Origin of the sequence: Streptomyces sp. NPDC048566 (genome assembly GCF_043199735.1) — a bacterium.
GTDB lineage: Bacteria > Actinomycetota > Actinomycetes > Streptomycetales > Streptomycetaceae > Streptomyces.
In genome coordinates this window covers 13085-39273 of sequence record NZ_JBICWL010000040.1, presented here as the reverse complement: position 1 = coordinate 39273, position 26189 = coordinate 13085, and the positions used below count along the sequence as shown (strand labels likewise).

23 protein-coding genes are annotated in these 26189 nt (G+C 74.8%); 12 read left to right on the top strand and 11 right to left on the bottom strand.

Features of this window, described 5'->3' with window-relative positions:
• Positions 1–186: 186 nt before the first annotated feature.
• The 3 genes from hpt to folE all read left to right on the top strand — a co-directional run bounded on the left by hpt (position 187) and on the right by folE (position 3706).
• A complete protein-coding gene (hpt, locus tag ACGFS9_RS31795; protein ID WP_393258238.1) occupies positions 187–726 on the top strand; it encodes a hypoxanthine phosphoribosyltransferase in 540 nt (179 codons plus the stop codon).
• A gap of 200 nt (positions 727–926) precedes the next feature.
• Entirely contained in the window at positions 927–2954 is a 2028-nt protein-coding gene (ftsH, locus tag ACGFS9_RS31790) for an ATP-dependent zinc metalloprotease FtsH (protein ID WP_393258235.1), read from the top strand.
• A gap of 149 nt (positions 2955–3103) precedes the next feature.
• Positions 3104–3706 (top strand): GTP cyclohydrolase I FolE, encoded by a 603-nt coding sequence (gene folE, locus ACGFS9_RS31785; protein WP_393258225.1) that lies wholly within the window; start codon positions 3104–3106, stop codon positions 3704–3706.
• Between the two features lie 50 nt (positions 3707–3756).
• On the opposite strand, the gene ACGFS9_RS31780 is transcribed toward folE, so the two are convergent.
• The 6 genes from ACGFS9_RS31780 to ACGFS9_RS31755 form a co-directional block, all read right to left on the bottom strand.
• Positions 3757–4245, bottom strand: coding sequence for a DUF3180 domain-containing protein (locus tag ACGFS9_RS31780; protein WP_393258222.1), 489 nt, complete (start codon positions 4243–4245; stop codon positions 3757–3759).
• Positions 4246–4316: 71 nt separating this feature from the next.
• On the bottom strand, positions 4317–4928 hold the full coding sequence (folK, locus tag ACGFS9_RS31775) for a 2-amino-4-hydroxy-6-hydroxymethyldihydropteridine diphosphokinase (protein WP_393258220.1): 612 nt from the start codon (positions 4926–4928) through the stop codon (positions 4317–4319).
• Entirely contained in the window at positions 4925–5284 is a 360-nt protein-coding gene (gene folB, locus ACGFS9_RS31770) for a dihydroneopterin aldolase (protein WP_393258218.1), read from the bottom strand. The genes folK and folB overlap by 4 nt, the downstream gene beginning before the upstream one ends.
• A 268-nt stretch (positions 5285–5552) precedes the next feature.
• Entirely contained in the window at positions 5553–6050 is a 498-nt protein-coding gene (locus tag ACGFS9_RS31765; RefSeq protein WP_393258215.1) for a nuclear transport factor 2 family protein, read from the bottom strand.
• A complete protein-coding gene (gene folP, locus ACGFS9_RS31760; RefSeq protein ID WP_393258214.1) occupies positions 6047–6958 on the bottom strand; it encodes a dihydropteroate synthase in 912 nt (303 codons plus the stop codon). Before folP ends, ACGFS9_RS31765 begins: the two co-directional genes overlap by 4 nt.
• A 193-nt stretch (positions 6959–7151) precedes the next feature.
• Positions 7152–8957, bottom strand: a complete 1806-nt coding sequence (locus ACGFS9_RS31755) for a phosphatidylglycerol lysyltransferase domain-containing protein (protein ID WP_393258211.1) — start codon at positions 8955–8957, stop codon at positions 7152–7154.
• A 219-nt stretch (positions 8958–9176) separates the two neighbouring features.
• On the opposite strand from ACGFS9_RS31755, the gene ACGFS9_RS31750 reads away from it, so the two are divergent.
• Positions 9177–10307, top strand: a complete 1131-nt coding sequence (locus ACGFS9_RS31750) for an alpha/beta hydrolase (RefSeq protein ID WP_393258209.1) — start codon at positions 9177–9179, stop codon at positions 10305–10307.
• A gap of 523 nt (positions 10308–10830) precedes the next feature.
• Entirely contained in the window at positions 10831–12582 is a 1752-nt protein-coding gene (locus ACGFS9_RS31745) for a hypothetical protein (RefSeq protein WP_393258206.1), read from the top strand.
• 332 nt (positions 12583–12914) lie between these two features.
• On the opposite strand, the gene ACGFS9_RS31740 is transcribed toward ACGFS9_RS31745, so the two are convergent.
• Together ACGFS9_RS31740 and ACGFS9_RS31735 are read right to left on the bottom strand one after the other, a co-directional pair.
• Complete coding sequence (locus ACGFS9_RS31740; RefSeq protein ID WP_393258232.1) at positions 12915–14183, bottom strand: PH domain-containing protein; 1269 nt, start codon at positions 14181–14183, stop codon at positions 12915–12917.
• A 113-nt stretch (positions 14184–14296) separates the two neighbouring features.
• A complete protein-coding gene (locus ACGFS9_RS31735; RefSeq protein WP_393258204.1) occupies positions 14297–14800 on the bottom strand; it encodes a PH domain-containing protein in 504 nt (167 codons plus the stop codon).
• A gap of 31 nt (positions 14801–14831) precedes the next feature.
• Between ACGFS9_RS31735 and ACGFS9_RS31730 the strand changes: the two genes are divergently transcribed.
• The gene (locus ACGFS9_RS31730) at positions 14832–15983 is read left to right on the top strand and encodes an NADH-quinone oxidoreductase subunit D (protein WP_393258202.1); all 1152 of its coding nucleotides are present in this window, start codon (positions 14832–14834) and stop codon (positions 15981–15983) included.
• Here the strand turns inward: ACGFS9_RS31730 and ACGFS9_RS31725 are convergent.
• Positions 15948–17024: an SAM-dependent methyltransferase gene (locus tag ACGFS9_RS31725; RefSeq protein WP_393258199.1), complete on the bottom strand. Its 1077-nt coding sequence runs from the start codon at positions 17022–17024 to the stop codon at positions 15948–15950. The two genes, ACGFS9_RS31730 and ACGFS9_RS31725, sit on opposite strands and share 36 nt — an antisense overlap.
• A 106-nt stretch (positions 17025–17130) precedes the next feature.
• Between ACGFS9_RS31725 and ACGFS9_RS31720 the strand changes: the two genes are divergently transcribed.
• The 3 genes from ACGFS9_RS31720 to ACGFS9_RS31710 all read left to right on the top strand — a co-directional run bounded on the left by ACGFS9_RS31720 (position 17131) and on the right by ACGFS9_RS31710 (position 19800).
• Entirely contained in the window at positions 17131–18333 is a 1203-nt protein-coding gene (locus tag ACGFS9_RS31720) for a sensor histidine kinase (protein WP_393258196.1), read from the top strand.
• A 66-nt stretch (positions 18334–18399) separates the two neighbouring features.
• The gene (locus ACGFS9_RS31715) at positions 18400–19071 is read left to right on the top strand and encodes a response regulator (RefSeq protein WP_393258193.1); all 672 of its coding nucleotides are present in this window, start codon (positions 18400–18402) and stop codon (positions 19069–19071) included.
• 96 nt (positions 19072–19167) lie between these two features.
• On the top strand, positions 19168–19800 hold the full coding sequence (locus ACGFS9_RS31710) for an AAA family ATPase (protein WP_393258190.1): 633 nt from the start codon (positions 19168–19170) through the stop codon (positions 19798–19800).
• A gap of 22 nt (positions 19801–19822) precedes the next feature.
• On the opposite strand, the gene ACGFS9_RS31705 is transcribed toward ACGFS9_RS31710, so the two are convergent.
• Positions 19823–20935, bottom strand: coding sequence for a DUF5937 family protein (locus tag ACGFS9_RS31705; RefSeq protein WP_393258187.1), 1113 nt, complete (start codon positions 20933–20935; stop codon positions 19823–19825).
• A 121-nt stretch (positions 20936–21056) separates the two neighbouring features.
• Positions 21057–22268 (bottom strand): threonine aldolase family protein, encoded by a 1212-nt coding sequence (locus ACGFS9_RS31700; protein ID WP_393258184.1) that lies wholly within the window; start codon positions 22266–22268, stop codon positions 21057–21059.
• Positions 22269–22489: 221 nt separating this feature from the next.
• Here ACGFS9_RS31700 and ACGFS9_RS31695 point away from each other — a divergent pair, with 221 nt between their 5' ends.
• Genes ACGFS9_RS31695 through ACGFS9_RS31685 form a run of 3 tightly spaced genes read left to right on the top strand, consistent with a single transcriptional unit; the run spans position 22490 to position 26186 of the window.
• The gene (locus ACGFS9_RS31695; protein ID WP_393258181.1) at positions 22490–23428 is read left to right on the top strand and encodes a Rossmann-like and DUF2520 domain-containing protein; all 939 of its coding nucleotides are present in this window, start codon (positions 22490–22492) and stop codon (positions 23426–23428) included.
• Positions 23425–24417, top strand: coding sequence for a pantoate--beta-alanine ligase (gene panC, locus ACGFS9_RS31690; protein ID WP_393258178.1), 993 nt, complete (start codon positions 23425–23427; stop codon positions 24415–24417). The genes ACGFS9_RS31695 and panC overlap by 4 nt, the downstream gene beginning before the upstream one ends.
• Positions 24414–26186 (top strand): L-aspartate oxidase, encoded by a 1773-nt coding sequence (locus tag ACGFS9_RS31685; protein ID WP_393258175.1) that lies wholly within the window; start codon positions 24414–24416, stop codon positions 26184–26186. Before panC ends, ACGFS9_RS31685 begins: the two co-directional genes overlap by 4 nt.
• Positions 26187–26189 lie beyond the last annotated feature (3 nt).

Below are 26189 nucleotides of genomic sequence, written 5' to 3'. Positions count from 1 at the left end.
GGGGTCGCCGGGCCCCGGGGGGCCAGCGTGGTTATGCGCAACGGTCAAACCCCGCCCCCCCGCGGCCGCCCCCCCCGGGGTCCCCCGGCCCCCCCCGGGGGCCGGGGGGGGCGGGCCCCCCCGGCCCCGCGAGCCCAGACAAGTGGGACCGGACGACCGAAAGTGATACGGGTGGACGCGAAAGACATGGGCACCGACCTCAAGTCGGTGCTCATCACCAAGGAAGAGATCGACGCGAAGCTGGCCGAGCTGGCCGCGAAGATCGACGCGGAGTACGCGGGCAAGGACCTGCTGATCGTCGGCGTGCTCAAGGGCGCCGTGATGGTCATGGCGGACCTCGCGCGTGCGCTGTCCACCCCCGTCACCATGGACTGGATGGCCGTGTCGTCGTACGGCGCGGGCACCCAGTCCTCCGGCGTGGTGCGGATCCTCAAGGACCTCGACACCGACATCAAGGGCAAGCACGTCCTGATCGTCGAGGACATCATCGACTCGGGGCTGACCCTGTCCTGGCTGCTGTCCAACCTCGGCTCGCGCGAGCCCGCCTCGCTGAAGGTGTGCACGCTGCTGCGCAAGCCGGACGCGGCGAAGGTCGCGATCGACGTGGAGTGGGTCGGCTTCGACATCCCGAACGAGTTCGTCGTCGGGTACGGCCTGGACTACGCCGAGAAGTACCGCAACCTCCCGTTCGTCGGTACGCTCGCGCCGCACGTCTACGGCGGCTGACGACCCTCTCCACGGGGACGGGCCCGTCCCCGTGGAGACGTTCGGGAACCCCAGCGGGTTCAGCGCCGTTGGAGCAGGCGTGGACCGGATTACCGGCAGTCCCCTGCGGCTTCGGGTGACAATGCTGGGGTACCGTCCGAAGAACAGTCTTTATCAAACTCACTATGGCAGGAGGGACGGGGCGGCACCGCTCCGTATGGATGGACGTGAAGCGATACTTCCGTGGGCCGGTCATGTGGATCGTGCTGGCCGTCCTTGCCGTGGTCGTGTTGATGCAGGTCGTCAGTTCGTCCGGCGGCTACAAGACGGTGGACACAGGCCAGGTCGTCCAGGCGATCAACCAGAACAAGGTCGAGTCGGCAAAGATCACCACCGGCGACGAGCAGGTCATCAAGGTCTCGCTGAAGGACGGCGAGAAGGTTGAGGGCAGCTCGAAGATCCAGTCGAGTTACATCGGCGACCAGGGCGTGTCCCTGGCCAACACACTCCAGAACAAGTACGAGAACAAGCAGATCCCGGACGGCTACACGGTGTCGCCGTCCAAGCAGAACCCGTTCCTGGGCATCCTGCTGTCCCTGCTGCCCTTCGTTCTCATCGTCGTCGTCTTCCTGTTCCTGATGAACCAGATGCAGGGCGGCGGCTCCCGGGTCATGAACTTCGGGAAGTCCAAGGCGAAGCTCATCACCAAGGACACCCCGAAGACGACGTTCGCGGACGTCGCCGGCTCGGACGAGGCCGTCGAGGAACTCCACGAGATCAAGGAGTTCCTCCAGGAGCCGGCCAAGTTCCAGGCCGTCGGCGCCAAGATCCCCAAGGGCGTCCTGCTCTACGGGCCTCCCGGTACCGGCAAGACCCTGCTCGCGCGTGCCGTGGCGGGCGAGGCGGGCGTGCCCTTCTACTCGATCTCCGGTTCCGACTTCGTCGAGATGTTCGTCGGTGTCGGTGCCTCCCGTGTCCGCGACCTCTTCGAGCAGGCCAAGGCGAACGCCCCGGCGATCGTCTTCGTCGACGAGATCGACGCGGTCGGACGCCACCGCGGCGCCGGCCTCGGCGGCGGCCACGACGAGCGCGAGCAGACCCTCAACCAGCTGCTCGTCGAGATGGACGGCTTCGACGTGAAGGGCGGCGTCATCCTGATCGCCGCCACGAACCGGCCCGACATCCTCGACCCGGCCCTCCTGCGCCCCGGCCGCTTCGACCGCCAGATCGCGGTCGACCGCCCGGACATGCAGGGCCGTCTGGAGATCCTCAAGGTCCACCAGAAGGGCAAGCCGGTCGCTCCGGACGTCGACCTGTCCGCCGTGGCGCGCCGGACGCCGGGCTTCACCGGCGCCGACCTGTCGAACGTGCTGAACGAGGCCGCGCTGCTCACCGCGCGCAGCAACCAGAAGCTGATCGACAACGGCATGCTGGACGAGGCGATCGACCGTGTGGTCGCGGGCCCGCAGAAGCGGACCCGGATCATGTCGGACAAGGAGAAGAAGATCACCGCCTATCACGAGGGCGGTCACGCCCTGGTCGCGGCGGCGTCCCCGAACTCCGACCCGGTCCACAAGATCACGATCCTGTCGCGCGGCCGTGCCCTCGGCTACACGATGGTCCTGCCGGACGAGGACAAGTACTCCACCACGCGCAACGAGATGCTCGACCAGCTCGCGTACATGCTGGGCGGGCGCGCGGCCGAGGAACTGGTCTTCCACGACCCGACCACCGGCGCGGCGAACGACATCGAGAAGGCCACGGCCACCGCTCGCGCGATGGTCACGCAGTACGGCATGACCGAGCGTCTGGGCGCGATCAAGTTCGGCGGCGACAACACCGAGCCCTTCCTGGGCCGGGAGATGTCGCACCCGCGCGACTACTCGGAAGAGGTCGCCGCGCTCGTCGACGAAGAGGTCAAGAAGCTCATCGAGAACGCGCACAACGAGGCCTGGGAGATCCTGGTCGAGAACCGCGACGTTCTGGACGCGCTCGTGCTCCAGCTGCTGGAGAAGGAGACGCTGAGCAAGGAGCAGATCGCCGAGATCTTCGCTCCCATCGTGAAGCGCCCGGCCCGCCCCGCGTGGACCGGCTCCTCCCGCCGCACCCCGTCCACCCGTCCGCCGGTGCTCTCCCCCAAGGAGCTGTCGCTGACGAACGGCGCGAACGGATCGACGGCCTCCATCGCCACCGCGACGGAGTCCGTGCCGGCCGCGGAGACCAGCCCGGAGGACCGCACCGAGAGCTGACCCGATCGGCTCCCGGCGCTCCCACCAGGGCCGGAATGCATGCCGCGCCCCCCAGGTTCTAGCCTTGGGGGGCGCGGCTCTTTCGTACGCCCGCACCGTGTGGACGCGTCGACGGCACGCGCAGGAAGATCCCCAGGAACGAGGACCAGATGACCGACCCCGTGACGCTGGACGAGGCCGCGATCGGCGAGTTCGACGAGAAGCGTGCCGAGAACGCCGTGCGCGAGCTTCTGCTGGCCGTCGGCGAGAACCCGGACCGCGAGGGCCTCCGGGAGACTCCGGGGCGGGTGGCGCGGGCCTACAAGGAGCTGCTCGCCGGGCTCCGCCAGGAGCCGGAGGACGTGCTGACGACGACCTTCGACCTCGGGCACGACGAGATGGTCCTGGTGAAGGACATCGAGATCGTCAGCTTCTGCGAGCACCACCTGCTGCCCTTCCACGGGGTGGCCCACGTGGGCTACATCCCCGCGTCCAGCGGCAAGATCACCGGTCTGTCGAAGCTCGCCCGGCTGGTCGACGTGTTCGCTCGCCGGCCACAGGTGCAGGAACGTCTCACCACGCAGGTCGCGGACTCGCTGATGCGCATTCTCGAAGCACGGGGAGCGATCGTCGTCATCGAGGCCGAGCACATGTGCATGTCGGTGCGCGGCATCCGCAAGCCCGGCGCGAAGACCACGACCTCGGCGGTCCGGGGCCAGCTGCGCGACGCCACGACGCGTGCCGAGGCGATGAGTCTGATCCTGGCGCGCTGATCCGTCCCGGTGCCGCCTCCGTCCGACGGCCGGGCGGACGCGGCTCCGGCTCAGGCGGCCGGCGTCGCCCCGCCGTGCTGCTCGTCGTCGTCCTCCGGGAGCTTGCAGACCCGCTCCAGGAAGAGGCCGGCCGCTATCACGGCGATGCCGGCCAGCACGGAGAACCCGGCGTAGATGGCCTGGTCGCGGCGGGCGGGGACCTCCAGGGACTCCAGCAGGAAGACGCCGGTCCCGCCGTACATCCCCGCCACCAGGGCGGCGACCAGGGCGCTCGCCTGGCCGAAGACGACCGCGCGCGCCGCCATCAGCGGGTCGACGCCCTTCGCGCCGGGGCGCCGCTCGCGCTGTGCCTTGAGGCGGGCGCGCAGGGACAGGGCCGTCGCGAGCAGGACGATCGCGATCAGCGCGAGCACGATGGGGGCGGCCAGCGGGACCCGGGGGAGTGTGCCCACCGAGTTCCACAGCCGGGCGCCCGCCCAGGACAGCACCCCGGCCACGAGGAACACCCCGGCCAGTGTCCTGATGCGCAGCTCTTTCACGATGCCCCTTCGATAGCCCGCGTGCGGGCCGGCCCTGCCGGACCGGCCCGTGGTCGTCCTGACCTTAACGACTACTCGGGCAGTCGGAGTTCCAGGTCGGCGCGGGGCGCGACGCCGTCGCGCGGGACCGTGCCCAGGAGCTGGGCGACGGTGCCGCGGCCGGGAAGCTGCGCGGCGGGGTCGACGTCGTGCCACGGGGCGAGCACGAAGGCCCGCTCGTGGGCGCGCGGGTGAGGCAGGGTCAGCACCGGGTCGTCCGAGACGAGATCGGCGTAGGCGACGATGTCCACGTCGAGCGTGCGGGGGCCCCAGCGCTCGTCCCGCACGCGGTGGAAGGCTTCCTCGACCGCGTGGGCCCGCTCCAGGAGCGAGGAGGGGGGCAGCGTGGTCTTGAGGACCACGACCGCGTTGAAGTAGGAGGGCTGGCTGTCGGGATCGACGCCCCACGGCTCCGTCTCGTAGACGGGGGAGACGGCCTTGACCCGGACCCCGGGGGTGTCCTCCAGGGCGTCGACGGCGCCCTGGAGGGTCTCCAGCCGGTTGCCCAGGTTCGAGCCGAGGGAGATCACGGCGCGCCGCGGGTTGTGCAGCGTGGAGTCGGCGGCGTCCACGCGCTCCACGACGGAGGCGGGTACCGGCTGGACGGTCGGGTCGCTCTGACCCTCGGTGAAGGACGCGGTCATACTCGGCTCCGGGTGATGGTGACGGTCACGTCGTCGAAGGGGACCGTGATCGGGGCGTCCGGTTTGTGGACGCACACCTCCACCTCCAGTACCCCTTCGTGCTTGAGGCACGTCTGGGCGATGCGCTCGGCGAGGGTCTCGATGAGGTCGACGGGCTCGCCCTGGACGACGGCCACGACCTCCTCGGCCACGATGCCGTAGTGCACGGTCTTCGCCAGGTCGTCGTCGGCCGCGGCCGGCCGGACGTCCAGGCCGAGCGTCAGGTCCACGATGAAGGTCTGGCCCTCCTCGCGCTCCCTCCGGAAGACGCCGTGGTGCCCGCGGGCCTTGAGGCCGCGCAGCGCGACACGATCCACGCGAATCACTCCTGCAATCGTCGGTGAAGGCCGTCGTGCGCCGCGTGCGGTCGGCACACCGGCCTCGGGCGAATCTACCTGCGGGCACCGGCGGCGTGTCCCGAGGGGGCGGGGCGTCCGGTCGAAGGGCTGAGGCTTCACCGGGCGTTTCCCCCGGGGAACGCGGCGGCTCACGGGTTGGTAGCCGCCCCTACCCCCGACGGGCGACGCGAACCACTTCTTGGTCCCTGTGGGGGGTGCCGGCCACCCGGCCGGCGGCATCCGGGCGTCAGCCGGCGGGCTCCTCCCCGTCGTCCTCCCCCGATTCGGCCAGGACGGGCGAGGCGTGGTGGGACCAGAGTTTCCAGCCCTCGCCGGTGCGGCGGAACAGGTTCGTGGCGACGACCAGCTGGCCCACGAGCGGTCCGAGCTCGTCGCCGTCCTCGGGGGCCGGCCCGCCGCTGAGGATGTTCTCCGTGCAGGTGACGAGCGCGGTGTTGCCGGCGACCGAGACGCGGACGTCGGTCAGGAAGAACTGGATGTACTCCGTGTTCGCCATGATCAGCGCGTACGAGCGGAGCACCTCGCCGCGGCCGTTGAGGACCGGCCAGCCGGGGTGGACGCAGGACACCACGGCCCCTTCGCCGCCCTCGACGTCGTCGTCGGTGGTGTCGGGGGGAGCCAGCCACAGGCCGGAGAGTTCCTCGAAGTCGCCGCGCTCCAGTGCCTCGTAGAAGGCGGTGTTGGCGTGTTCGACCTGCTCGACGTCGGTCTGCGGTGTGCTCACCGGGCTCCCTCGGCGGCGGGACGGCCGGCGGTGCCGGAGGGCCCGCCGGTGCGGGCGCCCTCGACGGCGCGGGCGACCCGCACCGCGTCGGCGGTGGCCCTGACCTCGTGGACGCGGACCGCCCAGGCGCCGTGCTGGGCCGCTATCGCGGAGACGGCGGCGGTGGCGGCGTCCCGTTCCCGGGCGGGCGGCGGCGCGCCCTCGGCGCCGGCGAGGACGTGGCCCAGGAAGCGCTTGCGGGAGGCGGCGACCAGCAGGGGGTGCCCCAGGCCGCGCAGGCGGTCCAGGTGGGCGAGGAGCGCGAGGTCGTGCGCGGGGTCCTTGGAGAAGCCGAGGCCGGGGTCGACGACGATCCGGTCGGCGGCGATACCGGCGTCGATCGCGGCCTCCACGCGTGCGTGCAGCTCGTCGACGACCTCGCGGACGACGTCCGCGTACACGCCCCGGACGTTCCCGCCCGCCAGGAAGCCGCGCCAGTGCATGACGACGAAGGGGGCGCCCGCGGCGGCGACGGCCGGGATCATCGCCGGGTCGGCGAGGCCGCCGCTCACGTCGTTGACGAGGGCCGCCCCGGCCGCCAGGGACTGCTCGGCGACGGAGGCGCGCATGGTGTCCACGGAGACGGTGACGCCCTCGGCGGCGAGCCCGCGGACGACGGGGATGACCCGCTTGAGCTCCTCCGTCTCGTCGACGCGGGTGGCGCCGGGACGGGTGGACTCGCCGCCCACGTCCACCAGGTCCGCGCCCTCGGCGACCAGGGTGAGGCCGTGCTTGACGGCCGCCGCCGTGTTGAACCAGTGGCCGCCGTCGGAGAACGAGTCCGGGGTGACGTTCACGACCCCCATGACCGCGCAGCGGTCCCACGTCGGCAGTCCCGCGACTCGGCCGCGCCCGCGCTCAATGCTCATACGCCCAGCCTAGGTCCCCTCCGTGCCGTCGCGTCCTCCGCCCGGAGCACGGGCCCGGCGGCTGCCGGCACGGCGCGCCTGCCCGCCGGGGCCGGGGGGCGGACCCGCCGGCGCGGACGGGCCCGGCCCCGCCGGAGCCGCCCGCCCCGCCCGCGTCCCGCGGTGCGGCTCGCGGGTCCCGGGGGCCGCCGGATCAGGCGGCCCGGACGCCCCGCTCGGCCACCCCGTGCGGGCAGGGGCGCGGGGAGCGGGCGCGGCGGCGCAGCAGGCGGGGCAGGGCGAGGGTCACGAAGCCCTCGGCCTGGAGGGCGGCGAGGCCGATGCGGGGGAGGTCCCGGGAGGAGGCGTAGACGACGAAGCGCGGCTCCCAGCGGGGGCGGAACTTGGCGTTGAACTTGTACAGCGACTCGATCTGGAACCAGCGGGACAGGAACACGAGCAGGCCGCGCCAGGCGCGCAGCACGGGCCCGGCGCCGATCTTCTCGCCGCGGGCGAGCGCCGAGCGGAACATCGCGAAGTTGAGGGAGACCCGGGCGATGCCGAGCCGGGGGGCGGCCTGGAGCGCGGCCACGATGAGCAGCTCGTTCATGCCGGGGTCGGCCGCGCGGTCGCGGCGCATGAGGTCGAGGGAGACGCCGTCGGTGCCCCAGGGGACGAAGTGCAGGACGGCCCGGAGATCGCCGTACGTGCCGGGCAGATCGTCGGCCTTGTGGGCGGTGGCGATGAGGCAGTCCCCGTCGGAGGGGTCGCCGATCCGGCCGAGCGCCATGGAGAATCCGCGCTCGGTGTCGGTGCCCCGCCAGTCCTCGGCCGCCCGCCGTATCCGGTCCAGTTCGCCCTCGCCGAGGTCACGGACGCGCCGCACCCGGGTCGCGTAACCGGCCCGCTCGATGCGTTTCACCATCTGGCGCACGTTGCGCATGGCGCGCCCGGACAGGGAGAAATCCGCGACGTCCACCACCGCCTCGTCGCCCAGTTCGAGGGCGTCCAGCCCGGTCTCGCGGGTCCACACCTCGCCGCCCGTCTCGGAGCAGCCCATGACGGCGGGGGTCCAGGAGTGGGCCCGGGCCTCGTCCATGAAGCGCTCGATGGCGCCGGGCCATGCCTCGACGTCGCCGATCGGGTCGCCGCTGGCGAGCATCACCCCGGAGACCACCCGGTAGGTCACGGCCGCCTTCCCGCTGGGCGAGAAGACGACCGCCTTGTCGCGGCGGAGGGCGAAGTGGCCGAGGGAGTCCCGGCCGCCGTGCCGCTCCAGCAGGGCGCGGAGCCTGACCTCGTCGTCCTCGGTGAGGCGGGCGGCGGGGTGTTCGGGGCGGAACGCCAGGTAGACGGTGGTGACGGCGGTCAGCCAGCCGAGGGCGCCGAGGGAGAAGGCCACGGTCCAGGAGGTGGGCCCCGCGTAGTCGACCGGGCCCTCGAAGCCGGCCAGGCCGTACAGCACGTGGGTGATCCGGTCGGCCAGGCTCGGGTCGCCGATCATGCGGTTCTCGTGAACGCTGACGATGAGGAGTCCGAGGACGAGGGAACCGGCGCCCATGAGGACGAAGTTGGCGAGCGCGCGCCAGCGGCTGCGCGGATCGGGCAGGGCCGCGAACTCGTCGCGGTGCCGCAGCAGGGGTGCGAGCAGCGCGACGGAGATGACCACGCCGATCAGCGAGTGGCGGTACGAGAACTGGGCGATGGCGCCCACCGGGAGCAGCACCACGGCGGCGCGCCACGCCCGGCGCTTGCGGCGCCGCAGCCCGTGGGCGAGGAGCAGCAGGAGCACGCCGGCGCTCAGCGAGAGGGCGGCGGCGAACGGGCCGAAGGAGCCGGGCAGCACCTCGGCGAGGGCGTGCATACGGCTGTGACGGAAGCGCGGGAAGACGCCCGCGGCGATGTCCAGGAGGCCGACGAGCGTGCAGGCCCTGGCGATCAGGGCGGGGACGGCCTCGGGGCTCGGACCGCGCAGTATGCGCCGCGTCCGGCCGGTCCGGTCCGGAACCCCACCCGACATTTCCCCATCTATCCTGACAGACATCGCATCCCGTAGTTCTGCGAGAGACCTTGAATCCGGTGCCATTCCGGCATCCGGCGACATTGCGCCCTCTAGGACGGTGTCGTGGGGACACAGGTTCACTCGTCCCCGGAAAGCCGGTTCAAAAGGCAAGGAAAGTCCCGGGCAAGGACTCGCGAAGGCGGGGCTCCCGGGGCGGAAAGCGCGGCGGAGCAGCCCATGGGTCTCACGAGCAACAAGGTGCTGGTACTGGCGGTCCTGCTCGCCGTGCTGCTGTTCGCGGGCACGGTGGCGTGCTGGCCGCGGCTGGCGCGGTCCGGCTGGCGGTCCGTCGGCGGGCGGGTGGGCCTGCTGCTCGCCACCCAGCTGGCGCTGTTCGCGTGCGTCGGGCTGGGCACCAACCAGGCGTTCGGGTTCTACGCGAGCTGGGCCGACCTGTTCGGCCGGGAGCGCGGCGAGGGCGTGGTCGTCGACCACGACCCGGCGGGCGCCGCGGGGGGCGGCCCCCTCCGGGTGGTCGACACCCGGCGGGTGAGCGTCTCGGGCGGTTCCCGGCCGTGGACCGGCGGGCAGATCCAGCGGATCGACATCGTCGGCCGCACGACCCGCATCGCCACCCCCGCCTACGTCTACCTGCCGCCCGAGTACTTCCAGCCGCGCTACCGGACCCGGACGTTCCCGGCGGTCACCGTGCTGACCGGGTATCCCGGGACCGCCGGCGCGCTCGTGAAGGGGCTGCACTACCCGCAGACCGCGGGCCGGCTGGCCAGGACCGGCAGGATCCAGCCGATGATCCTCGTCATGCTGCGGCCGACGGTGGCGCCTCCCCGGGACACCGAGTGCGTGGACGTCCCCGGCGGCCCGCGGACCGAGACCTTCTTCGCCAAGGACCTGCCCGAGGCCGTCTCCGCGCACTACCGGGTGGGCACGCGGGCGGGCAACTGGGGCGTCATCGGCGACTCGACGGGCGGGTACTGCGCGCTGAAGCTCGCCGTCCACCACCCCGGTGCCTACGCGGCGGCGGCGGGTCTCTCCGCGTACTACAAGGCGCCCTTGGACCGCACCACGGGCGACCTCTTCCACGGTGACCGGGTGCTGCGCGCCGCCGCCGACCTGCGCTGGTACCTGAAGAACCGTCCCGCGCCCGACACCTCACTGCTCGTCACCACCAGCAGGATCGGCGAGTCCAACTACCGCGACACGCTCGCCTTCATCGACCTCGCGAAGGCGACCGGGCGGACGCGGATCTCGTCGATCGTCCTCGACAGCGGCGGACACAACTTCAACACCTGGCGGCGCGAGATCCCCGCGGCGCTCCAGTGGATGAGCGGACGGCTCGGCGACCACTGAGCCGGCACGGTCCGCCGTCGGGGCCCGACGCCCCGCGCCGGGCCCGGGCCTGCCGTCGCTCCGCCGCGCCCGACGCCCCTGCGACGCGCGGCGCTTGGCGCCGGGTGACGTCCTGCGGGGGTGACGTCCTGCCGGGCGCGGGGTACGGGGCGCGGGTGGCCGGAGCGGCGGCCGGGCCGGTCGGCGCCGTTCGGGGGCCGGCCCGGCCCTGCCCGCGACGCGTGCGGGCGACGGCCCCGGCGGACGGGATCGGCCGGCGGGCGGGCGGGGCCGGTGGTTCGCGACGGCCCTTGCGGGACAAGGGGCGGGCCCTGTCGGCTCCCGCTGCGCGGCCATGCCCGCGGGGTGGCTGTGTTTTTACCGTGCGGGCCACCACGATTCGCCTACGCGCGGTAAGTTTCTGGCCATGCCACGTGGACGCCACCGCCATTCCCCGCCCTTGCACAGGCTGCTGCCTCCTTCGGCGATCGCCGGCGTGTCGCTCGTCTGCGCCGTGGGGCCCTGGTTGTTCACGGAGCCGGCCGTGCTCCGTGTGCTGGCCGCGGGTGCCGCGGTGACGGCGGTCGCCGGCGCGGTCGTCATGCGCCGCTGGGACACCGCGGCGGGCAAACGCGTCGCCGACCTCACGCGCGCGCGGGCGAGCGACGAGTGGCGTCACGAGGAGCGGGTGGCCGAGCTGGAGACCGACCTCGACGAGTCGCGCGAGCTGCGGGTCAAGCTGGAGCACAAGCTGCGCGCCAAGCGCACCGAGCTCGCCGGCCTGCGCAACGAACACGCGGCCCTGCTGCGGCGGTACGCGACCGCGGAGACGGAGCGGGCGACGGCTCTGGAGGGGCGGCGCAGGCTCGCCATCGAGGCATCGGTGCCGACGCGTGCCCTCCCGGCCGCGCGGACCGCTCCGGACGCGGTGGCCGCCCCCGACGCGGTGCCGGCTCCGGTCGCGACGGCCGCCTCGGAACGCCCGGTGGCCGAACCCGTCGACCCGGCGGGCTTCTTCGGGGTCGCGCCCGCCGCGGGCCCGGCCGACGGCCGCGGCGGCGCGGTCGCGGACGGCGACGAGGGTGACTCCGGGGACGGACCGGACGCGGACCGCGTCCCCGAGGACGACGTGACGGAAGCCGCGGGGGACGCGGCGGCGGAGGAGGCCACCGACGCGGCGGAGGATGACGCCGACGCCGACGCCGACGCCGACGCCGACGCCGACGCCGACGCCGACGTCGAGGACGTCGAGGACGCCGAGGCACCGGAGGCCGCCGGGACCGGGTCCGGTGACGGACCGTCGTCCGGGGACGCCGGTGCGGCGGACTCCGCCGGGGCCGACTCGGCCGAGAGCGGTGTCGCCGCGGACGGCGACGAGCCGGCGGCGACGGGCCCGGCGGCGCCGGACGCCGAGGGCACCGCAGCGGTCGCCGCGGCGCGGCCCGACGGCGGGACGGGCAGCGGCCCGGACCCCGACCCCGGGCCCGGTGGCGAGAGCGGCACCGCGTCGGCGACCCCGGCGGACGCCGGGACGGACGCCAGGGCGGAATCCGACACGGAACCCGAGACGCCGGCCGCCTCGCCCGCCGGCCCGCGCCCGGAGTCCGGCGGTCGCGCCGGGTCTGCGCTCGACGCGGCGGTGAAGGACGCCGCGGCGCGCAAGAGCGCGGCGGCCCGGCGCGCCACGTCCGGCGAGCGGGCGCAGCGCTCCGCGGCGGACGGGTCGGCGCGGACGCCCGGTCCGGCACCCGCCGGGGCCCCGGAACCGTCCTCGGGCGCCGACGCGGAGGACGGTGGGGCGCAGGGGAAGCCCGAGGCGGTCGGCGGGCACCAGCGCGCGACCGCCGAGGCCAAGCCTTCGCCGGCCCGACCGGCCGCTCCGGCGGACGCGTCCGCGCCGTCCGCGCCGGACGAGGTGCCGCCGCGCGGCGCGCAGGCGCACCACCCGGTCCGGCCCGCCGAGACCGCCCGGCGGTCCGGTCACTTCACCGTCCCGACCGCGGTGGCCGTCGTTCCGCCCGCGGCTCCGGTCCGCCGGCGCGCCGTCGAAGGCGGGTTCGACTTCTTCGGCACGCAGAAGGGGTCCGCCGACGCCGCGGCGATGGAGGCCGTACAGAACGAGGATCTCGCCGACGTCGTCGGCCAGGAGGCGCTCGCCCTGCACAAGGCCGAGGCGGAGTCCGGCTTCAAGCCGCTGGCCGGCGGCCCGCTGCGGGCCGGTCAGGTCATCGACCTGACCGCGCACGACGAGACCGAGCAGATCGACGTGGCGGGCCTGCGCAGCGCGGCTTCCTGAACGGCCCGCCCGCCCGCGGACGAGGCCGAGGGCGAGGCGCCGAGGGCGCCGCCCGCCGCCGGTGACCGGGCGGGTTGCGGGTCCCGCCTGCCGCGCGACGCACCCCGCCCGCCCGCTCGCCGCACCGGGCGGAAGCCCCCCGGGTACGCCCCGTGCGAGGGATTCCGCCCGGCACGCCGAGAGCGTGTACCCGACACCGCGTGCCCGGCTCTCCGCGCGACCCGCCCACCGTGTCGCCCGCTCTCCGCGCGACCCGTTCTCCGGGTGGACGGCGGGAGTGTCGCACAGCGCCTCGCCGACGGTGGTCGTGGTGGGGCGCGGGCAGCCGGCCGTCAGGCCATCCAGCGGTCCGGCCGGGCCTCCCGCCGGCCGGTGCGCGACCGGTCCGCCTGCGCCTGGAGCAGGTCCCTCGCCTCCGCGGCGTCCCGCAGCCGCGCGGTCACGGTCCGGCCGGCGCCGGTGTCGACGCGCACGTCGGCGAGCCCGTGGAGCCGCTGCCACGGTCCCTGCGTCATCCGGACGCTCTGCACCTTCGCGTGCGGGACCAGGGCGAGGCTGCGCCGCAGCAGGCCGTGGCGCGCGGCGAAGACCGTGCCGGTGACGGCGAGTCCGCAGCCGCGCCACCACAGCGGCAGGCACCGGCGGGCCCGCCGCGGCGGCCGGTGCAGGGACGCCGGGACGGTCACCCCGGGAAGCACCGCGGCGATCACGGCCTCGGCCACCTCGCGCGGGGCGACCGGCACGAGGACGGAGTTCGACGACCCGGCCACGTCCAGCTCCACGCGCACCCAGCCGCGCCGCCGCCACAGGAGCGGCTCGACGATCCGCACGGTCTGCACCCGGCCGGGGGGCACCGTCTCGTGCGTGCGGTCCAGCAGGCCGTGGTCGATGCGCAGGCCGTCCGGCGACGCGCCCACCGTCCAGTCGTACTCGCCGACGAAGCGGCCCGCGCTGCTCGCGCCCGCCGCGCCGAACAGCGGCAGGCCGGTCGCGAGGACCGTCCACACGCTGTGCGTGGCGAGCCACAGCAGCAGCGGTACGACGACCGCGGCGGCCAGCGTGATCCAGGTGGCGCCGGTCAGCACCAGCGAGACGGCGAGGACGCCGGGCGGCACGTGCAGCAGGCGCCGCACCGGTGCCTCGCCGACCTCGCGGGCGGCCTCGGGGGTGAACCCGGCGGCCCTGGCCAGCAGCACGGCCCGCAGCGTGCGGGCCTCGCGCTCGCCCAGGTAGGCCAGTTCGTCCTTCTTGTCCGCTCCGACGACGTCGAGCTTCAGCTTGGCGACGCCGGCGACCCGGGCCAGCAGGGGCTGCGTGACGTCGACGGCCTGGAGCCGGTCCAGCCGGATGTGCGCGGTCCGGCGGAACAGCAGTCCGGTGCGGATGCGCAGTTCGGTGTCCGTCACCGCGAAGTGGGTGAACCACCAGCCGAGGAAGCCGTAGAGGGCGGCGCCCGGCACGATCACGGCCAGCCCGAGGAGCAGTGCGGTCGTGGTGAGCCGGGCGAGCTGCTGCTGGGCCTGGCCGGGGTCGTGGACGGCCCAGCCGGCGATCACCGCGACGGGCGCCCAGGCCCGCCGGAACGGGGTCACCGGGTGCAGTCGCCGCTCGGACGGCGCGCGCCCGCCGCCGAACGGCTCGCCGTCCGCAGGGGTGACCGGGGAGCCGGGCGGGCCGGGCGCGGGTGGGCCCGAGGGGCCCGGGGAGGCCGTGCTCACAGGCCCGCCGACCGGGCCTCGCCGAGTTCGGTCAGCCGGTCGCGCAGCCGCTCCGCCTCGGCCGGGTCGAGCCCGGGGATGCGGGCGTCGGTGGCCGCCGCCGCCGTGTGCAGCTGCACGCCGGCCAGCCGGAAGCGCCGCTCGACCGGCCCCGAGGTCACCTCGACCAACTGCATGCGTCCGTAGGGCACCACCGTCTCCTCACGCCACAGCACGCCCCGGCTGATCAGCAGGTCGTCGGCGCGCTCGGCGTACCGCCAGGAGCGCCAGTTGCGGCCGAGCATGCGCCAGCCCCACGCGGCGAGGGCGGCCGGGAGGAGCGCGCACAGCGCCCAGCCGGGCCCCGCGAACACGCCGAGCAGCACCCCGGCGACGACGGTCGGCAGCCCCAGCCACACCACCAGCAGCAGCCGTCGCATCCGCAGCAGCCCCGGAGGCAGTGCCTTCCACACCGGCTCGGCTGCCGCGTTCCCCGCTGTCCTCGTGCTCCCCGTCTCCATGGGGCCAGCGTACGTACGACAGACTGTGTCCATGAGTCCCACGACGGAGACCATGGTCGGAATCGGCGGCGCCGCGGAGAGCACCGACATGGTGCTCAACATCGGGCCGCAGCACCCGTCCACGCACGGGGTGCTGCGGCTGAGGCTGGTCCTCGACGGCGAGCGCATCCAGCACGCCGAGCCGGTCGTCGGCTACATGCACCGCGGCGCGGAGAAACTCTTCGAGGCGCGCGACTACCGCCAGATCGTCATGCTGGCCAACCGGCACGACTGGCTGTCCGCCTTCTCGAACGAGCTGGGTGTCGTGCTCGCCGTGGAGCGGATGCTCGGCATGGAGGTGCCCGCGCGCGCGGTGTGGACCCGCACGCTGCTCGCGGAACTCAACCGCGTCCTCAACCACCTGATGTTCCTGGGCTCCTACCCGCTGGAGCTGGGCGGGATCACGCCGATCTTCCACGCCTTCACCGAGCGCGAGGAACTCCAGCACGTCATGGAGGAGATCTCCGGCGGGCGCATGCACTACATGTTCAACCGGGTCGGCGGTCTCAAGGAGGACCTGCCGGCCGGATGGGCCGGCCGCGCGCGTGCCTCCGTGGCCGCGCTGCGCTCGCGGATGGACGTCTACGACGACCTGGTGCTCGGCAACGAGATCTTCCGGGGCCGGACCCGCGGGGTCGGCGTCCTGTCCGCGGAGGCCGTGCACGCCTACGGGGTCAGCGGCCCGATCGCGCGCGCCTCCGGCGTCGACTTCGACCTGCGCCGCGACGAGCCCTACCTCGGCTACGGCGACCTCCGGGACACCCTGCGGGTCGTCACCCGGAGCGAGGGCGACTGCCTGGCCCGCTTCGAGTGCCTCCTGGAGCAGACGCACGTCTCCCTGGATCTCGCGGACGCGTGCCTGGACCGGCTCGCCGAGCTGCCGCCCGGGCCGATCAACCAGCGGCTGCCCAAGGTGCTGAAGGCTCCCGAGGGCCACACCTACGCGTGGACCGAGAACCCGCTCGGCATCAACGGCTACTACCTCGTCAGCAAGGGCGAGAAGACCCCGTACCGGCTGAAGCTGCGGTCCGCCTCGTACAACAACATCCAGGCGCTCGCCGAGCTGCTGCCGGGGACGCTGGTGGCCGACATGGTCGCGATCCTCGGGTCACTGTTCTTCGTCGTCGGCGACATCGACAAGTAGCGGCCCGAACGGGTCGTCCGGTGCCGGGGCGCCGGCCGGCGGGGCCGGGAGCGCGACGGGCTGGATCAGCCAGCCGAAGCCGCCGAGCCCGCCCGGCGCGGTGAGTTCGGCCGCCGCGCCCGCGCCCGCGAGGGCGCGGACGTAGCCGGCGGGGTCGGCCGAGGCGAGCGAGAGCGGGGGGCGCGAACCGCTCACGCCGAGCGCGCGCAGCGCCGCCCGCTGCGTCGTCAGCCGGCTCCCGGCGCCCGCGCACGCGTCGAGCGCCACGTGCGCGGTGACGTCGCAGGAGCCGTCCGGGACCGGCCGGGTCTCCCGGCCGTCGCGGAACCCGGTGAGGGTTCCGCAGGGCGGCCGCTCCCCGGCGCGGTGGGCGTAGTCGACGGCGACGGCGAGCCCCCGCGCGAGCGAGTCCACGGCACCGGCCCAGGCGAGGTCGCGGGGCCGGCCGATCTCGGCCCGCGCCCCCGCGGGGACGGCGCCGGGCGACGGCCACCACCACGTGCGCAGCCACCGCGCGTCCGCGCCGCCGACGGGGTCCCCGAGGCGTTCGGAGCCGTCGTCGTCCACGAGGACGAGCCGGGCCCGCCCGGCCGCGTCCACCTCCGCGACGTCCACGGGCACGTTGTCCAGCCACTCGTTGGCGAACAGCAGCCCGGTGACCGCGCGGGGCGGTTCGGCGAGCCAGGTGACGCGGCGGTCGAGCCCGGCGGGGCGGCCGGCGCGCTCGACCGCGTACGCCCGCACCCGGGCGGCCACGTCGGCGGGGAGGGCGGCGAGCACCCCGCTCACCAGCTCGCCGCGGCCCGCCGCCATGTCCACGAAGGCGAGCTCGTCCGGCCCGCCGAGCGTCGCGTCGACCCGGCACAGCAGCCGGGCGACGGCCGACGCGAAGCGGGGGGAGGCGTGCACCGAGGTGCGGAAGTGCCCCGCGGGCCCCTCCGGCCTGCGGTAGAAGCCGGAGGGCCCGTACAGCGCCTCCTCCGTCGCCTCGCGCCACCCGCGCCACCGTCCGGCCGCGGCCGGGCCTCTCGTCGCCGTCACCGGGCCACACTAAGCGGGGCCTCCACCTTGGGGAGTACGAGGGACGGTCCCGGATCGGCCCTCCGGTTGACCCCTGCACACGGCACGCTTCCCTACGCTGGGTCACGTGCAGCGCCTCTACGATTTTCTCCGCCGGCACCCGACGTGGGTCGACAGCTTCTGGGCCGTCGCCCTGCTCGGGATCACCGGCGTGAACATCGTCAGTGTGGACGGCGCCGGCCACCACGGGTCGGTCGCCGAGTCGCTGCCCATCGCGTTCTTCCTGTGCGTGGCCGTCGCGCTGCGCCGCCGTATGCCGGAGAGGATGCTCGTCCTCGCCGCGGCCATGGGCTTCGTCCAGCTCGTCGTCGACGTCGAGGTCATGACGGCCGACTTCGCGCTGCTCGTGATCATCTACACGGTGGCCGCCGACGGGGCGCGCTGGGCCTCCCGGTTCGCGCTGGCCGGCGGGCTGTGCGCGGGCACGCTCGCCCAGCTGCGCTGGCCGGCGGACGAGGCGGGCGCGCTCGGCGGTGTCCTGATAGCGGTCTTCCAGACCGTTCCGTTCGCGCTCGCCTGGGTGCTCGGCGACTCGATCCGGACCCGCCGCGCCTACCTCGCCCAGCTGGAGGAGCGCGCCGCCCGGCTGGAGAAGGAGCGTGAGGCGCAGGCCAAGGTGGCCGTCGCCGCCGAGCGGGCCCGGATCGCCCGCGAGCTGCACGACGTCGTCGCGCACAACGTCTCGGTGATGGTCGTCCAGGCCGACGGCGCCGCGTACGTCATGGACGCCGCTCCGGACCAGGCGAGGAAGGCGCTGGAGACCATCTCCGGCACCGGCCGGCAGGCCCTCGCCGAGATGCGCCGGCTGCTCGGCGTGCTGCGCACCGGCGAGCACCAGGAAAGCGGCGAGTACGTGCCGCAGCCCGACGTCGAGCAGCTCGACGAACTGATCGAGCAGTGCCGTGCCTCCGGCCTCCCCGTCGACTTCAAGGTGGAGGGCACCCCGCGCCCGCTGCCCAGCGGCGTGGAGCTGACCGCGTACCGCATCGTGCAGGAGGCGCTCACCAACACCCGCAAGCACGGGGGGCCGAACGCGGGGGCCAGCGTCCGGCTGGTCTACTTCGACGACGGGCTCGGCTTGCTCGTCGAGGACGACGGCAAGGGCGCGCCCCACGAGCTGTACGAGGAGGGCGGCGCCGACGGCCAGGGGCACGGCCTGATCGGCATGCGGGAACGCGTCGGCATGGTCGGCGGCACCCTGGACGCGGGCCCGCGCCCGGGTGGAGGCTTCCGCATCAGCGCCCTGCTGCCGCTCAAGCCGGCCCACTGACACCTGTCACACGCCTGCCCCGCAGGCCGATCCGTACGGTGATCCGTACGAAGGGAAAGGACCCCGATGGCGATCCGCGTGATGCTCGTCGACGACCAGGTGCTGCTGCGCACCGGATTCCGGATGGTGCTCGCCGCCCAGCCGGACATGGAGGTCGTGGCCGAGGCGGGCGACGGCGTCGAGGCGCTCCAGGTGCTGGCGGCGACGGCGGTGGACGTGGTGCTGATGGACGTCCGGATGCCGAAGCTCGACGGCGTGGAGACCACCCGCCGCATCTGCGCGGACCCCCATCCGCCGAAGGTGCTCATCCTCACCACCTTCGACCTCGACGAGTACGCGTTCTCCGGGCTGAAGGCGGGTGCCTCCGGATTCATGCTCAAGGACGTGCCGCCCGGCGAGCTGCTCGCCGCCATCCGCTCCGTGCACAGCGGGGACGCCGTGGTCGCGCCGTCCACCACGCGGCGGCTGCTCGACCGGTTCGCGCCGATGCTGCCGAACGCGGGCCGGGAGCCCCGGCACAAGGGGCTCGAACGGCTCACCGACCGGGAGCGCGAGGTCATGATCCTCGTCGCGCAGGGCCTGTCGAACGGGGAGATCGCGGCCCGTCTGGTGCTCTCCGAGGCGACCGTGAAGACCCACGTGGGCCGCATCCTGACCAAGCTCGGGCTGCGCGACCGGGTCCAGGTGGTCGTCCTGGCCTACGAGACCGGCCTGGTCCGGGCCGGCGGGCTGGGCTGACCCGGCCGGGCCCGCGCGGCGGGGCGCCGCTCCGGCGCCCGGACGGCGGTCGCCGCGCGTGACCGGGGCGTGACCGGCGACCACTAGGGTCTGCGCATGCTCCTGTGGATCAACGGCCCCTTCGGGGGCGGCAAGACACAGACCGCACACGAGATCCGGCGCCGGCTGCCCGGCAGCGTCGTCTGCGACCCGGAACACCCCGGCTTCGGCCTGCGCCGGATGCTCCCGCCCGAACTGCGCGGCGACTTCCAGGACCTGGTGTCCTGGCGGCAGGGCGTGGTCGAGGTGCTGGACCTCGCCCTCGCGGGGCACGACGGTGTGGTCATCGTCCCCATGACGGTGACCGATCCGCGGTACTTCGCGGAGACGGTCGGCCGCCTGCGCGAACTGGGCCACGACGTACGGCACTTCGCGCTGCTGGCCGAGCGGGAGACGGTCCTGGCCAGGCTGCGCGAGCGCGGCCTGGCGCGGCTGCTGCGCCACGTCGCCGGCAAGGACGCCCCGCTGCGGCGCGAGAGCTGGGCGGTGGAGCGGCTCGACCACTGCCTGGAACGGCTCGGTGAACCGGAGTTCGCCGAGCACCTGTGGACCGACCGGACGACGGTCGCGCGGACCGCCGAGCGCATCGCGGTCCTCGCGGGACTGACCCTCGCGCCGAACCGCGACGGCGCCCTGCGCGGGCGCCTGCGCAGGGCGTGGACCGGCGTGCGCCACATCCGCTTCGACTGAGGGCCCCGCCCGCCGGCCCGCGCTACCGCAGCAGGCCCTCCAGGAAGTCGCCGCCCAGCCGGGCCACCACGCCCGCGTCGAGCTGGTGCAGCACGTACCGGCCGCGCCGCCGCGTGGTGATCAGCCCCGCCTTCTTCAGCACGCCCAGATGCCGGGATATCTCCGGCGCCGTCATGCCGTGCACCCGCGCCAGCTCGCCGGTGGTGTACGCGCTGCGCGCCAGGTGGCGGCACATCCGCATCCGGACCGGGTGGGACAGGGCCGTCATCCGCAGGGTGAGCTGCTCCACGGAGGGCGGCGCGGCGGGGGCGGCGAGGTCGGGGGCGCCGACCGGGTAGTGCAGCACGGGCCGCCAGCGGTGGCGGTGCAGCACCATCAGGTGCGGGCGCCCGAGGCTGGTGGGCACGAGGAGCAGGCCGCGGTCCGCGGTGACGGTGTGCCCCTCGGTCAGCTTGTCGACGACGATGTGGCCGCGCGCCTCGTCCAGCGTCACGGCGGAGGACACCGAGGACAGCGCCTCGGCCAGGCCGCCCCGGTGCAGCAGCGCCGTCCGGTGGCGGGCCTCGGCGGCCAGCGGATGCCGCAGCCGGGACCAGGTCTCGGTGAAGAACGCCTCGTCGCAGTCCTCCAGGAACTGCCGGAGCCAGGCCCGCACGCCGGGCGGGTCCGCCAGCAGCCGCTCGGTGAACAGCGCCTGCCGGGGTCCGCGCGAGGCGGCCAGCTCCACGGCCCGGCGGCGCACCCCGGGGTCGGTGAGCGCGTGCGGCCCCGCGGAGCCGTAGGCCGGCACGCAGGTGAACTCCAGCGCCGCGTCCACGAACTGCTCGTCCGTGAGCTTGTCCAGCAGGTCCAGGTCCTCGGCGAGGGTCCCGCCGGGCAGGGCGCCGCCGGGGACGCCGGCGGCGGGCAGGAACAGGTCGGAGAACGTCGTCCGCCACAGGAAGTCCGCCTCGCACATGCGGTCCGCGAGGTGCGGGTCGAGTGCCGCGCCCACCCCGGCCGCCCAGCCCCTCAGGCCGGGGTGGTGTCCCGGCTCGGCGAGCGCGTGCAGCGCCATCCCCAGCTCGGCCAGCGGGGACGGCACGAACGCGATCCGCTCCGGCCGCAGCCCGCCGATGTCGATGCGCACGCTCATGCCCTCATGGTGCACCCCGCCACCGACAACGCCCCGGCCGCCGGGGCCTGCCGAAGCGGTTCCCGGTGCACGGCCGGCGTCGGTCGGCCGTGCACCGGCCGGCCGGCGCCGAACGGGCCGGTCAGCCGCCGGCCGCTCCCGGCAGGCGCTTCGCGAACTCCCGCACGGCGTCCTTCACGTCCTGCGCCGTCCATTCCAGGCCCGGGGCGGCCACGGTGACCTCGGTGAGCGAGAGCCCCGGACCGCCCTCGGACCAGCCCTGACCGAACAGGCCCGTCCCCGTCTCCTCGGTCTGGAGCAGCGCCGCGTCCCCGAGGACGTCCGCGGGGTAGGGCAGCCAGACCTGGAACTGGTGGGTGTGCGGCACCTCCGGGTGGACCCGGGCCCAGGGCACCCCGGCCTCGGCCAGCCCCTCGCGCAGGGCCGCGGCCACCACGCGCGCGTGGGCCACGTAGTCGGGCAGCCGGGGCAGCTCCCGGTCCAGGCCCACCAGGGCGGACAGGGCGGTCGGGAACTGATGGACGATCATGCCGCCGTACCGGTGCCGCCAGGTCTTCGCCTCGTCGACGAGCGTCCTCGGCCCCGCGACCGCCGCGCCGCCGAAGCCGTCGAGCGACTTGTAGAACGACACGTAGACGCTGTCCGCGAGAGCGGCGATCTCGTCCAGGGGGCGGCCGAAGTGCGACGGGCACTCCCACAGGCGGGCCCCGTCGACGTGGACCACCGCGTCCCGCTCGCGGGCCGCCTCCACGACCGCGGTCAGCTCCTCCCAGGACGGCAGGACGAATCCGGCGTCGCGCAGCGGCAGTTCCAGCAGCAGCGCGCCGAACGGCTCGGGGAGGTCCCGCACCTCCTCTGCGGTCGGCATCCGCGGCTCGTCCGTCAGCGTCACCGGCCGCAGTCCGCTGACCCGGCTGAACGCGTGCCGTTCGTGGACTTCCGGGTGGTTGAGGGCGTGCAGCGCCACCGTCGGGTTCCCGGTGCGGCCCGCCCAGCAGCGCAGCGCGACCTGCTGGGCCATGGTGCCGGTCGGGAAGAACGCCGCCGCCTCCTTGCCGAGCAGCCCGGCCACCCGCTCCTCCAGCGCCTCCACGACGCCGTCGCCGTACATGTCGACCCGCCCGTCGAGGTCGTGGGACTCCCCGGCGGCCTCGCCCAGCCACTCCAGGCGCTCCCGGAGCGTCAGCTGGTAGCCGGGGCGCCACAGCACCCGCTCCGCGGCCCGCCAGGCCACCGCGCGCCGCTCGAAGCGCTCCTCGGGGGTCAGCGGTGCCGCCTCCCGCCCGGCCCGTCCCGCGGGCCCCGTTTCCGTCCGTGCCGCCCTGTCGCTCATCCCTGGATGATGTCCCGAGCCCACCCCGCCGGTCACCCCGAATTCCCCGCCCGCCCGTGACCTGCGCCGATCGCGCCCCCGGAGCGGCGGGGCGGCCCGCGCCGCGGTCCGCCGGGACCCCGCGGCCGGTGGACGGCCGGACGCTCCTGCGGGCAATCGCGTTAACATGACGAGAAATCGTCCGGTACCCCGAGCGGACTGGAACGGAAGGCCCCCGTCGAGTGAGTACATTCCCGCAGTCAGAGCCGAAGGACCGCCCCGCGCGGCTCGCCGTCGGCGTCGTCGGCGCCGGCCGCGTCGGCCCCGCGCTCGCCGCGGCCCTCCAGCTCGCCGGGCACCGCCCGGTGGCCGTCTCGGGCGTCTCCGACGCCTCCCGCCGCCGCGCGGCGCACCTGCTGCCCGGCGTGCCCCTGCTGGCTCCCGCCCAGGTCCTGGAGCGGTCCGAGCTGGTGCTGCTCACCGTCCCGGACGACGCCCTGCCGGGTCTCGTCGCGGGGCTCGCCGAGACGGGGGCCGTCCGGCCCGGCCAGCTCGTCGTGCACACCTCCGGCCGGTACGGGGCCCGCGTCCTCGACCCCGTCCTCCGGGCGGGCGCCCTGCCGCTCGCCCTGCACCCCGCGATGACCTTCACCGGCACCCCGGTGGACGTCCAGCGGCTCGCCGGCTGCTCGTTCGGCGTCACCGCCCCCGACGAGCTGCGGCTGGCGGCCGAGGCCCTGGTCATCGAGATGGGCGGCGAGCCCGAGTGGATCGCCGAGGAGTCCCGGCCGCTCTACCACGCGGCCCTCGCGCTCGGCGCGAACCACCTGGTGACGCTGGTCGCCGAGTCCATGGAGCTGCTGCGCACCGCCGGTGTCGAGGCCCCCGACCGGATGCTCGGCCCGCTGCTGGGCGCCGCCCTCGACAACGCCCTGCGCTCGGGAGACGCGGCCCTCACCGGCCCCGTCGCCCGCGGAGACGCGGGCACGGTCGCCGCGCACGTCGCCGAACTGCGCGCGCACGCGCCGCAGACCGTCGCGGGCTATCTCGCGATGGCCCGCGCGACCGCCGACCGCGCGCTCGCCCACGGACTGCTCAGGCCCGAACTCGCCGAGGACCTCCTGGGAGTCCTCGCGGGCGGTACCGACGGGACCCGGGGGAGCGAGGGAGAGACCCGATGACCACCGCCCTGCTGCGCACCGCCGGCGAACTGCACGCGCGCGCCCGCGCGGGCCGCCGCGCCGTCGTCATGACCATGGGCGCCCTCCACGAGGGGCACGCCACCCTGATCCGCGCCGCCCGGGCCGTCGCCGGGGACGGCGGCGAGGTGGTCGTGACCGTCTTCGTGAACCCCCTCCAGTTCGGGCAGGGCGAGGACCTGGACCGCTACCCCCGCACGCTCGACGCCGACCTAAGGATCGCCGGGTCGGCCGGCGCGGACGCCGTGTTCGCCCCCTCCGTGGACGAGGTCTACCCCGGCGGCGAGCCGCAGGTGAGGATCTCCGCCGGGCCGATGGGCGGGCGCCTGGAGGGCTCCGCGCGGCCCGGTCACTTCGACGGCATGCTCACCGTCGTCGCCAAGCTGCTGCACCTCACCCGCCCGGACGTCGCGCTGTTCGGGCAGAAGGACGCCCAGCAGCTGGCCCTGATCCGGCGCATGGTCCGCGATCTGAACTTCGGCGTCGAGATCGTGGGCGTGCCCACCGTGCGCGAGGAGGACGGCCTCGCCCTCTCCAGCCGCAACCGCTATCTGTCGGCGGCCGAGCGGCGGACCGCGCTCGCCCTCTCGCAGGCGCTGTTCGCGGGCCGCGACCGGCACGCCGCGCAGGAGGCGCTGCGCGCCCGGGCCCGCGAGGTGCCCGCCACCCGCGCGCGGGCCGAGGCGCTCAGCGCCCTGGGCGAGTCCCGGGCCGCGGCCGACGCCCACGCCGTCGCCAAGGCCGCCCCCGGCGGCCCGGCCGGCGTCCGCCTCGCCGCCCGCCTCGTCCTGGACGAGGCGGCCCGGATGAACCCGCCGCTGGCCCTGGACTACCTCGCCCTGGTCGACCCGTCCGACTTCGGCGACGTCCGGGACGACTTCACCGGCGAGGCCGTCCTCGCCGTCGCCGCCCGGGTCGGCACGACCCGGCTGATCGACAACATCCCCCTCACCTTCGGAGCCGCCTCGTGACCGGCAAAGGCACAGGTTCAACAGGTCGGGACACCGCCACCGGCATACGCCTGCACGCGCCCGCGCCCGGCTGGGCCCTCGACGCCGACGTCGTGGTGGTCGGCTCCGGCGTGGCCGGGCTGACCGCCGCGCTGCGCTGCGAGGCCGCGGGCCTGCGCACCGTCGTGGTCACCAAGGCGCGCCTGGACGACGGCTCCACCCGATGGGCCCAGGGCGGCATCGCCGCGGCGCTCGGCGACGGCGACACCCCCGAGCAGCACCTGGACGACACCCTGGTCGCGGGCGCGGGCCTGTGCGACGAGGAGGCGGTGCGCATCCTCGTCACGGAGGGCCCCGACGCCGTCCGCCGGCTCATCGAGACCGGCGCCCACTTCGACGAGTCCTCCGAGGGCGGCCTCGAACTGACCCGGGAGGGCGGCCACCACCGCCGCCGTATCGCGCACGCGGGCGGCGACGCGACCGGCGCGGAGATCTCCCGCGCCCTCGTCGAGGCGGTCCGCGCGCGCGGCCTGCGCACGGTCGAGAACGCGCTCGTCCTGGACCTCCTCACCGACGCCGAGGGCCGCACGGCGGGCGTCACCCTGCACGTGATGGGAGAGGGCCAGCACGACGGCGTGGGCGCCGTGCACGCCCCCGCCGTGGTCCTCGCCACCGGCGGGATGGGCCAGGTCTACTCCGCGACCACGAACCCGTCCGTCTCCACGGGGGACGGGGTGGCGCTCGCCCTGCGGGCCGGCGCCGAGGTCTCCGACCTGGAGTTCGTCCAGTTCCACCCGACCGTGCTGTTCCTCGGCGCGGACGCCGAGGGCCAGCAGCCGCTGGTCTCCGAGGCGGTCCGCGGCGAGGGCGCCCACCTGGTCGACGCGGACGGCGTCCGCTTCATGCTCGGCCGGCACGAGCTGGCCGAGCTGGCGCCCCGGGACATCGTCGCCAAGGGCATCATGCGCCGGATGCAGGAGCAGGACGCCGAGCACATGTTCCTCGACGCCCGGCACTTCGGGGCCGCCATGTGGGAGCACCGCTTCCCGACCATCCTGGCCGCCTGCCGCGCGCACGGCATCGACCCCGTCACCGAGCCGGTCCCGGTCGCCCCGGCCGCCCACTACGCCTCCGGCGGCGTCCGCACCGACGCCCGGGGCCGCACCACCGTCCCGGGGCTGTACGCCTGCGGGGAGGTCGCCTGCACCGGCGTCCACGGCGCCAACCGGCTCGCCTCCAACTCGCTGCTGGAGGGACTGGTCTACGCCGAGCGGATCGCCGCCGACATCGCGGAGCGGCACGCCGCGGAGGGCCTCCGCACGCGCGTGCCCGAGCCGGTCCCGCACCCCGAGAAGCCCGCGCACCCGCTGCTCGCGCCGGAGGCCCGGTTCGCGATCCAGCGGATCATGACCGGCGGGGCCGGCGTGCTGCGCTCGGCCGCCTCCCTCGCCACCGCCGCCGACGCCCTCCAGCGGCTGCACAGCGACGCCCGGGAGGCCCTGGACGAGAACGGCAAGACCGCAGAGCCCGGCGTCGACACCTGGGAGGCGACCAACCTGCTGTGCGTGGCCCGCGTGCTGGTGGCCGCCGCCCGGCTGCGCGAGGAGACCCGCGGCTGCCACTGGCGCGAGGACCACGCGGACCGGGACGACACCGACTGGCGCCGGCACATCGTCGTACGGCTGAATCCCGACCGGACACTCGCGGTCCGGACCACCGATACCGCAGACTTCCCCCCGACGACCCGGCAGCCCCGTCCGGCGCCCCCGTCCCGTCCCCAGGAGCAGTGACCG